General features: G+C 66.2%; 10 protein-coding genes. All 10 read left to right on the plus strand.

Features of this window, described 5'->3' with window-relative positions:
• The first annotated feature begins 20 nt into the window (after positions 1-20).
• Entirely contained in the window at positions 21-1142 is a 1122-nt protein-coding gene (locus D7W79_RS01270) for a tetratricopeptide repeat protein (protein ID WP_120523490.1), read from the plus strand.
• 147 nt (positions 1143-1289) lie between these two features.
• Positions 1290-1805: an OmpA family protein gene (locus D7W79_RS01275; protein ID WP_120523491.1), complete on the plus strand. Its 516-nt coding sequence runs from the start codon at positions 1290-1292 to the stop codon at positions 1803-1805.
• Between the two features lie 518 nt (positions 1806-2323).
• Positions 2324-3481, plus strand: a complete 1158-nt coding sequence (locus D7W79_RS01285) for a chorismate mutase (RefSeq protein WP_120523492.1) — start codon at positions 2324-2326, stop codon at positions 3479-3481.
• Between the two features lie 497 nt (positions 3482-3978).
• Positions 3979-4308, plus strand: a complete 330-nt coding sequence (locus D7W79_RS01290; RefSeq protein ID WP_120523493.1) for a DHCW motif cupin fold protein — start codon at positions 3979-3981, stop codon at positions 4306-4308.
• Between the two features lie 25 nt (positions 4309-4333).
• Positions 4334-5257 (plus strand): MbnB/TglH/ChrH family RiPP precursor modification enzyme, encoded by a 924-nt coding sequence (locus D7W79_RS01295; protein ID WP_120523494.1) that lies wholly within the window; start codon positions 4334-4336, stop codon positions 5255-5257.
• A complete protein-coding gene (locus D7W79_RS01300; RefSeq protein WP_120523495.1) occupies positions 5247-6101 on the plus strand; it encodes a hypothetical protein in 855 nt (284 codons plus the stop codon). Before D7W79_RS01295 ends, D7W79_RS01300 begins: the two co-directional genes overlap by 11 nt.
• Positions 6094-6936 carry a class I SAM-dependent methyltransferase gene (locus D7W79_RS01305; RefSeq protein ID WP_120523496.1) on the plus strand — a complete coding sequence of 281 codons (843 nt, stop codon included), beginning with the start codon at positions 6094-6096 and terminating at the stop codon, positions 6934-6936. The genes D7W79_RS01300 and D7W79_RS01305 overlap by 8 nt, the downstream gene beginning before the upstream one ends.
• Before the next feature lie 41 nt (positions 6937-6977).
• A complete protein-coding gene (gene hemW, locus D7W79_RS01310) occupies positions 6978-8288 on the plus strand; it encodes a radical SAM family heme chaperone HemW (RefSeq protein WP_158616855.1) in 1311 nt (436 codons plus the stop codon).
• Between the two features lie 82 nt (positions 8289-8370).
• On the plus strand, positions 8371-9099 hold the full coding sequence (locus tag D7W79_RS01315; protein WP_120523498.1) for a methyltransferase domain-containing protein: 729 nt from the start codon (positions 8371-8373) through the stop codon (positions 9097-9099).
• 115 nt (positions 9100-9214) lie between these two features.
• On the plus strand, positions 9215-10026 hold an 812-nt coding region (locus D7W79_RS01320; protein ID WP_276375036.1), incomplete at its 3' end, for an HlyD family secretion protein.

Genomic DNA, 10026 nt, shown 5'->3' on the forward strand with positions numbered 1-10026 from the left:
GCGTTCCTGAAAGGCGGACCATGCACCGCATCCTCCTGTCCCTGTTCCTGTCGCTCACGCTCGGCTGTGCCTCTACCACGGCGAGCACCCGGAGTGCGGCGCCCTCGCAAACTGCTCAAGCGGCTCCGGGGGAGCTGGAGCGCCTCCTGTCGCTGAAGGAGATCTTCGAACGCATGGAGGCCTCGTCCGTGAAGTACGAGCTGCGCGAGAAGGACTCGCCGCCGGGGGGCTGGGCGGACGCGCTCTGGCCGCAGCGGGTCGAGCCGGTGCCGTATGCACGAGTCGTGAGGGAGGGGAGCACGGCCACGCTCGCGCCGCCCCACTACGACCCCGAGTCAGAGCGCCTGCTCGCGGAGGCCGAGCCGCACTACCAGGCTGACCGCTTCGACGAGGCCGCGAAGTTGTATGCGCGTGCCACCGAAGTCTGCCCGCGCTGCGTGAACGCCTGGATCTTCCGTGGGGATGCGGCGCTCTTCTCCGACAAGCCCGAGGAGGCGCTCGGCTACTACCACCAGGCGGCCGAGCTCAACCCGGACGACTACCGCGGGCACTTCTTCCAGGGGCACGCGCTGGCGCGGCTGGGCCGGCGCGCCGAGGCGCGAGAGGCCTTCGCGTCCGCGCTGGTGCTCAACCCGCGCCTGCCCACGCTGCGCAAGCTGCTCGAAGCGAATCCGGGGTTCGGGCTCGTCATCACGCCGGACGTGGTGGTGCCGCGCGGCTTCGCCGAGCGAACGGAGACCGGCGTGGCGGCGACGTACGACGGTCACTACGGCGCCGCGTGGCTCGCGTTCGCGGCGTGCAAGGCGCTGTGGATGGGGGAGCCCTCGCACCGCAAGGAGATGACGGGCAGCGACAGTGACAGCCGCTTCACCTCCACCGAGGAACTCGAGTGTCTGAACGCCGCGCTCAGCGGCCATGAGCTGGAAAAGACAAAGAAGAAAGAGGACACGACGATCCAGACCATTCCAGACAAGGGCCTGGAACGCCTGGAGCGCATCGCCGAGGCAGGGATGGCCGACATGCTCGTGCTCTTCGAGCTTGCCCCGCGCGTCCATCCGCAAGCGACGCTGACGATCAGCGCGGACGTGCGCCAGAGGCTGCGCGCCTATGTCCTCGAGTACGTCCTGCTGGAGCGCGACTGAAGCCGTCCTGACAGCTTCAGCGGGCGCTCCTCTGGTTCCGCCCCGGGCGGCCTGCACCGCCCCTGTCTTCGGACTGGACGCGACACGCCGCCGTCGGCAGCCTTCAGCCCGGGCTCCCTTCCCCCTGGAGCCCAAGGAGTCCTACGGATGAAGCTCAAGGCGTTCTGCATCGCCGTATCGCTGTTGGCCGTCCCCGGCGTCGCCGCCGCGCAAAGCCCCTTTGATTCCCTGAAGAAGGCCGCGGGCGACACCGGCAAGGCCGCCGTCGAGAAGCGCGTCAACACGAAGCTGACGGAGGAGGGCCGCGCGAACCAGTGCAGCTTCAAGACGGGCACGGCCGAGCTGGCCCCCGGCTGTGATGCGAAGCTCAAGAAGCTCACCAACGCCCTCGTCGACGCGAAGAAGCAGCTCGTCGCCGCTGGGGTGACCAGCTACAAGTTCGAGGTCTCCGGCCACACCGACTCGACGGGTGACGCCGCGAAGAACAAGGCGCTCAGCGAGCAGCGCGCGGAGACCATCGTCAAGGAGCTCGTCGCCCGGGGCATCCCGCGCGGGGAGATCACCGCCGTGGGCTACGGCTCCGAGCGCCCCCTGGTGAAGCCGGACAACACCGAGGCGAAGCGCGCGAAGAACCGCCGCTACGAGCTCCAGGTCCGTCTGTAGCTGGCGCGCGCCGCGTCCCAGCGGCCCTCACTCCGCGTGAGGCCTCTGATGGGTTCCTTGGAAAGCCTGTCAGTCAGCGACTGCCCTCAAGGCGGACAGCCTTGGGGGTGGTTGCTGGGTTCCGTGAAGGGACAGTCCATGCTGGATCTGGCCTGTGGCGACGGGCTGTACACGCGCCAGCTCAAGTCGCGCGGCGCCCACGCTGGGTGTCTTTGATTGCGTGACGGCCATCTATCTCCTGCACTACGCGCACTCACCCGAACACCTGCTGCGAATGTGCCGTTCAACCCCGGGTTCAGCGCGAAGGGGTCCAACAGCACCCGCGATGGCATCGGCGCCAGGACACGTACGAGCACGCGCTGCGTTGCGAGCGGTAAACCCAGGCTGATTCCAGGGGGCGACTGGGCGCAGGCAGCCAGACAACATCATGGCGGATTTAGAATATGCTATTCCTTGACGCCACTGTGGCGTGACGCGAGTCCATGACGTGCCGGACGCTTGCTCGAAGGAAAGCCCTGATGAAGCCCTTGGATTTGCAGCTCGTTCCTCCTGAGCGGCCCATGGCGTCTATTGATCGACCCATGATCATCGCAGGGCCGTGTGCCGCCGAGACCGAGGAACAGGTCATGGCGACGGCAATCGCTCTCGACGCCATTCCAGCGGTGACGGTATTTCGCGCGGGAATCTGGAAACCACGCACCCGTCCGGGAGCGTTCGAGGGTGTTGGCACGGTCGGGCTCAAATGGCTGGCACGCGTACGCCGGGAGACACGACTGCTCGTCGCTGTCGAGGTCGCCAATGCGCAGCACGTAGAGGAGGCCCTCGCACACGGAATCGATGTCCAATGGATCGGGGCGCGAACCACCGCGAATCCCTTCTCCGTTCAGGAGATCGCTGATGCGCTGCGTGGCGTGCCTGCGACCGTTCTCGTCAAGAACCCCATCAGCCCCGACCTGTCACTGTGGATTGGCGCGCTCGAACGGGTCAACCGCGCTGGAATCGGCTCCTTGCTCGCCGTCCATCGCGGCTTCTCCATGGGGGAGACGAATGGGTATCGGAACTCGCCGCACTGGCAGATCCCGATCCAGTTGCGGCGGCTGGCACCCACCTTGCCGGTCCTCTGTGACCCCAGCCACATCTCCGGCGATCGCCGCCTGCTCCCCGAGGTCGCGCAGTGCGCCATGGACCTCGACATGGCCGGGCTCATGATCGAGACCCACGTCACGCCAGAGGCTGCGTGGAGCGACGCCTCCCAGCAGATCACGCCGGACGCGCTCGTTGCGCTGCTTGCCGCCCTGGTCTTGCGGCGCCCTTCGTCCCAGGACCCGCAGTTCGCCGACCGTCTCGAACTGCTGCGGCGACGGATCGACCGGCTCGACGCGGACCTGCTGCAGACGCTGGCGGAGCGGATGGCGGTGGTGCGGAAGATTGGAGAGATCAAGGCAGAAAACAGCGTGACGCCGCTGCAGCTCGAGCGCTGGAACGCTGTCGTCGAGAGCCGGCTGCTGCTCGGCAAGCAGAGCGATCTCGGGGAGGACTTCGTGCTGGCGATCTTCCAAGCCATCCACGAAGAAGCGCTCCGGACCCAGACTGGCTTGGAGGGTCAGGCTCGCTCCAATCGGGTGGATGCAACCCCAGCCATCGAAGTCCGGGTCGCGAGCAACGGAACGACTTGAGGCACACCCGGGCCTCGATGAGGCTGTCATCCACGCGAAGGGGTCACGACGCACCTGAGTGCCGCTGCACCTGGAAGTCTGACAATGCCTTGCGTCATGGGAAGTCTTTGCAACGCAATGTTCCGGTTCTTCAGGCTAGACGTGATGATGCCGCTAGGTAGCTTGAACGTGATTTGGGAACATGCTAATGATAGTCAACAGGTGTGTTGATGTCGGGCTTCGAATTGGAGTCAGCTTCACGCACCCGTTGCAGCACAACCCACGAGGAACGAAATGAACCAGACCAACACCGCGCAGGTTGATGTGACCGTCACCGAGATCCAGAAGCCGAAGGTCCGCACCAACGTCAAGGCGGGTCCGGCCGACGACGTGGTTGCCGTGTGCTGATGCGTTACACCGGAGCCCGGTAAGGGGTCCGGTACCGTCCCCTCCAGTTTCCTGGAGGGGACGTCTTGTCTGGACCCTGGACCCTGGACCCTTGCTGGAGCGGCCGCCGAATGAAGATCTCCAACATTCCTTTCGCCACCACCGACTGGAGCGCCATCCGGCCCACGGAGCATGCCGGTGCTCCAGGCAAGGCGTTCTGGAGGACGCTCCAGGCGGGAGAGATTCGGGTCCGCATGGTTGAGTACACGCCAGGGTACGTCGCGGACCACTGGTGCAGCCGGGGGCACATCCTGCTCGTTCTCGAGGGAACGTTGATCACGGAGTTGCAGGACGGACGCCGGTTCGAGCTGACGCCGATGACGAGCTACCAGGTCGCAGACGACGATGCGCCCCACCGGTCCTCTACTCAGACAGGCGCCAGGCTCTTCATCGTGGACTGAGCGCGGCTGAGAGGGGAATCAGCACATGCATCGTGTTCCACAGCTAGGGGTCGGCATCCAGTACAACCCGGAGATCCTGCACTGGTTCCCCTTTGAAGAGCAGCGCGTGGATGTCTTCGAGGTCCTGCTCGACAACCTGATCGGCCCCATTGACGGGCCCATGGTGTTGCAGCCCGGGAAGCTCGAACTCATCCAGCAGCTGCGCTCCCAGCACGTCCTGATCGCCCACTCGAACTACGGTGGGGAGTTTGGCTTTGGTCCCCTGGAGGAGTCGGTGGCCGTCCGCCGGCACGTCTCGCTGGCGCGCATGATGGAGAGCCCCTGGGTGTCGGACCACTGTTTCTATGCCGACGACTCCTGGATGGACATCTGGAGCAGTCCGCTCCAGTTCTCCCGCGCCGAGGTGGCCCGCATCGCCGCCCGCGCCAGGAAGCTGCAGGAGCTGTATGGCATTCCGCTCGGCCATGAGAACGCGGCGTACTACGTGGCGTGTCCAGGCGGGGAGATGAGCGAAGCCGAGTTCCTGGCCCGGCTCGTTGACGCGGCGGGAACCTGGCTCCACCTGGACCTGCACAACGTCTACACCAACTCCGTCAACCACCCGGGCTACAGCGCCGACGCCTTCCTGAAGACCATTCCGCTCGACCGTGTCATCTCAATCCACCTGGCCGGAGGCAGCTGGTCCGGCGGCTTCTACCATGACTGGCATGACAGCAAGGTCCCCGAGCCCGTATGGGAAATGCTGGAGCAGGTGCTCGAGAAGTCCCGGCCAGGCGCCGTGATCCTCGAGTTCCAGGGGCGGGCCCACCATGCCAACACCCGCGTCCTGAGCCAGGAAGAGGATCTCCAACTCATCCAGTCCGACCTCAAGCGGGCCCAGGCCCTCTGGGACCGCGTCTATGGCCCTGGGAGCCGTCGGGGCACGCGTGAGCACACCCATGGAGGCTGACCAGGTCTGGCGGGTCTGGCGCAGGCTGCTGCGCGAGCCCCGGCTGAGCGAGCGGATCTTCCAGCCGGGGTTCGTGGAGGAGGCCGCCGCCTGGGGGCTGTCCGCCGAGGAGGCGCGCATCGCGGCCGCCTATGGGGCCTCACCCGAGGGGACACGCTGGGCGCTCGAGACGTACCGCTTCCGGTTGGTGACGAGCACGAACCACGCGGTGGCCTACTGCGCACCCCTGACGTATGGGGTGCTGAAGAGACTGGAGCCGGACCTGCGCGAGGCCGCCAGGCTCTACCTGGACTCCATTGGCTGGGTGGATGACGGTCCCTTCCACTACCGGGCCTGCGCGCGCTATCTCGACTATCTCGCGGCACGCCTGCCGCAGCGTGGCGGGCCTGGCGTGCAGGACATCCTCCGGCTGGAGTCCTGCACGGTGGCGCTGCTCCGCTCCCTCGCGGAGGCCCCACCCAGCCAGTGGCGCCCGTCCACGGAGCGTGAGGTGCCCGCGTCGGCGCTTCCCCAGGCCTGCTTCGTCAGGACGGGCACGGGGGCGGTGGTGACGACGGAGTACACGCTGACCCCCTGGCTTCAGGACCCGTCGGAGATCCTGGCTTCCCAGCTCGAAGCGCGCCCGCAGCACCTGCTGGTGTACCTGTCCTCACCCCAGGAGGAGCACTCGCTGGCGGTCATTGGCGCAGCGGCAATGCACCTCCTCGAACAATTGGAGCGGCCCCGCTCCTTCACGGACCTGCGGAATCTGGCGAGCGGCATTTCCGACGAGGCACTGACGGAGTTGCTCGGCAGGTTTCTCAAGCAGGGGGTGATTCGGTTGGCTCCGGTGGCTCATGATTGACATCAAGAACACCTATTACACGGAGCAGCATTGGGACGGCGTGGCCTCGGTCCGCGTCTTCGACTCCACGGCCTGCAGCAGGGCGCTGATCAACACCCTGCGCGGTCGCTCCGGTGAGCTGGCGGGCCGGCGCGTCCTGGACGTGGGGACGGGCGGCGGGACGCTGGTCATTGACCTCGTGCGGCACGGCGCGGAGGCCGTGGGCATTGATGTCTCGTCCGTGGGCATCGAGGCCGCCTCCCGGAACGCGGACGCGGTCCTCGGCGTCGGCGAGGAGCGTGCGCGGCTGCGCTTCCTCAAGATGGATGCACACTCGCTGGAGTTCGCCTCCGCATCCTTCGACGTGGTCACCTTCCTGAAGGCAATCTGGGTCCTTCCCGACGCCCCGGCCTGCCTTGCCGAGTGCCACCGCGTCCTGGCACCCGGCGGACGGATGGTCATCCAGCTCTGGGGTGACATGGAGGAGAGCGAGCTGCTCGTCGTGGGAAGCGAGTCGGTGCGCAAGTTCGTGCCCTCCCTGGAGATGCCGGACGGGGCACGCTCCGTATTCCGATACACCCCTGAGTACGTGGAGCAGTTGCTCGCGGACGCAGGCTTCTCGGGTTTCGAGTGCACGACCTATCAGGCCCGGTTCGAGTTCTCCCACGCGGACGCATTCTGGGAGCTCTTCCGCTCGGTGGCCGGGACTGCCTACTACGCCTATGCCTCACAGCCCGCGGAAGTGAAGAAGGCCATCAGCGCGGCATGGGAGGAGCGCTCAAGGCTCTTCCGGAATGACTCCGGCAACGTCGTGCTGCCTCTGGAATGGTCCATCGCCACGGCCGTGAAGGCGTAGTCGCGGCGCGGGCGGAGCCGCCTGTGCAGGGAGGAACCTTGATGAGTGCCGAACTGACGAAACTGCGCCGAAGCATCCACACCTATCCCTTCAAGTATTCTCCCTTCCAGGCAGACAGGTTCTTCGGCCTCCAGAACGGGGCCCTCTACGTCCACATCCCGTTCTGCAGCACCAAGTGCCACTTCTGTGATTTCACGGTCTACGTCAACAAGACGGACGACATGCGGGAGCAGTACGTCCAGCGTCTCTGCACGGAGATTGCCCGCTTCCCAGAGCAGCATCCGATGTTTCCCCGCTTCAAGATTGACGCCATCTACTTTGGCGGGGGGACGCCCGGGCTTCTCTCCAGCGAGCAGCTGATCCGCATCCTGCAGACCTGCCGCCAGACCTATTCCATCAATCCCGGCTGTGAAATCACCATTGAGTTCGACCCCGACTCGGTCTCGCTGGAGAAGGCGCTTGCCGTCAAGGAAGCCGGGTTCACGCGCGTCAGCGTGGGCGTGCAGTCCTTCAATGACGACCTGTTGAAGCAGAGCAACCGGCCACACACCGCTCGCTCGGTCCATGCGGCCTTCGAGACCCTGCGCAAGGTGGGGTTCACGAACACCAACCTCGACCTCATCTATCCATTGCCGGGCCTGACCATGGACGTGTGGATGGACTCGGTCCAGCAGGCGCTGCGGCTGGAGCCCGCCTGCATCAGCCTGTATGGGCTGGAGGTCTGGCCGGGGACGGCGTTTCACAACTGGCTGGAGAAGGGAAAGCTCAAGCTTCCCAACGCCTCGACGGAAGTGGAGATGTACACCGCCGCGGTGGATGCGCTCGAGAGCGAGGGCTTCGTGGCGCGGAGCACCAACGGGTATGTCCATCCCGGGCGCGCGGAGGCCTACAGCCGCTTCCTGGACTACTACTGGCGGACCTGGCCCATGCTGGGCTTTGGCGTGTCCTCCAAGTCGGCGTACGACGACCGGCTCTGGGCCAACGTGAAGGGGCTCAAGGACTACATCCAGCGCGTGGACGCGGGGGAGCCCGTGGTGGACCTCGTCGCATACATGAGCAAGGCCCAGGAGATGCGCCGGGTGATGATCCGCGGCCTCAAGGCCTGCGAGGTGAGCAAGCAGGAGTTCCTCCAGCGCTTCGGGGTCGAGATGGAGAGCGTCTTCGGAGACATCATTGGCAGGCTGGTCGCGGATGGGCTGCTGGCCAATGAGGACGCCCGGGTGTGCCTGACCCGCAAGGGCCGCACCTTTGGCACCAACGTGTACGAGTACTTCTACACCGACGAGGACAGGAAGCCGGCGACCCAGAACGAGGTCCAGTTCGGCATCTCCCACCTCGTGACGACCGACTAGCGCGGCGTCGTGGCGGCGTCCCGGGCAGCGCGGATGGATTCACAGCGTGTATTCAGGCCCTGTCGGGCCAAGGGGTCACAGCATGGCCGTGCAGAAGGTGGTGATGGAGCTGGGGGACGGGCTCAGTGCGGAGACCGCCGCCTGGTCGTTTGGTGGCAATACACCGCAGCACTTCGAGGATCATGTCCGGCGCTCGGTGCCTCATTACGACACCGGCCATGAGCTGGTGCTGCAGCTGAGTGACTTCTTCGTCAGGGACGGCTCGGTCTGCTACGAATTGGGCACCTCCACGGGGCTGCTGACGCGGCGGCTCGCCGAGCGCCATTCCAAGGTCCGGTGGATTGGAATCGACATCGAGCCGGCCATGATTCAGCAGGCCCAGGCGGCGCTGGCGAGGAAGGATCCTGGCAATGTCAGCTTCAGGGTCGAGGACCTCAGCCAGATGGAGTTCGAGCCCGCGGACCTCGTCGTGGCCTACTACACCATCCAGTTCATCCCTCCGCGCCTGCGGCAGGAGGTCATCAATAAAATCTACCGGAGCCTGAACTGGGGGGGCGCCTTCATCCAGTTCGAGAAGGTGCGCGGCCCGGACGCCCGCTTCCAGGACATCCTCACGGGGCTGTACAACGACTTCAAGATGAGCAACGGCTATGGGCCGGCGGAGATCATCGGCAAGTCCCGGAGCCTCAGGGGGGTGCTGGAGCCCTTCTCCACGCAGGGCAACCTCGACCTGCTCAAGCGGGCGGGCTTCGTCGACACGATGAGCATCTTCAAGCACCTGTGCTTCGAGGGATACGTCTCCATCAAGTGAGGGTGGGTCGGGGCGCCGTGCAGGGACAGGCCGTTTGCGAGAAGATGGCGCACGGTCCTTGATAAGGAGGAGGGTGGCGGCAGGCTGTCAGCGGGTCGCGCCATCCACAGGTGTGATGCACGAAGGCTCCTTCCTCAACTCGGTCCGCGCCCTGCGCACGGGCGATGCCGTCGTGGTGCGAGTCATGGCCGTGCTGGGCGTGCTCGTCGTCGCGACCCTGGCCAGCTGGTTCCTCCTGGCGGAGGTGATCCTCTACGAGCCCTCCGTCCAGGCGCAGCTCGAGGTGGGCGGCGCCGCGCGCCCGGTCGTGGCCTCGGTGGAGGGGCAGGTCCTGGCGGTAGGCCTGCAACTGGGCAGGGAGGTGCGCGCGGGGGAGCTGTTGGTGGAGTTGGACTCCACGGCCCTGCGCCTGCAGAGCACCGAGAACCGGGCCCGGCTTGGCGCGGTGGAGGCCCGGTGCGAGGTGCTGCGCGCGGAGATTGGCGCGGCGCAGCAGTCCGCCCAGGGCGAGGCCCTCATGTCCCGGCTGGCCAGTGACATGGCCCGGGTGGAGAACGAGCGGGCCGAGCTGTTGGTGAAGTTGGCGGAAGCGGAGGCCCGGCGCACGGCCCAATTGCAGGCCAGCGGCTTCGCCGCGGAAGCCGAGCAGAGCCGCTCCCTGCTGGAGGTCCAGCAGCTGCGAGCCTCCGCCGAATCCCGGCGGCTGGCGCGGGAGGGCGCGGAGATGGCGGTGCACACCCAGGCCAGCACCCGGCAGCAGGCGCTGATGCGGCTGAAGCGGGAGCTGGCCGAGTTGGAGGGAGAGCGCGGCTCGCTCGAGGCCACGCTCCAGCGCCTGGACTACCTCGTCTCGCGGTATCAGATCCGCGCGCAATTCGATGGGACGCTGGGGGAGGTGGCCTCGCTCCGGGCTGGGGAGACGGTGCG

The sequence above is a fragment of the Corallococcus exercitus genome (genome assembly GCF_003611585.1).
GTDB classification, from domain to species: Bacteria; Myxococcota; Myxococcia; order Myxococcales; family Myxococcaceae; genus Corallococcus; species Corallococcus exercitus.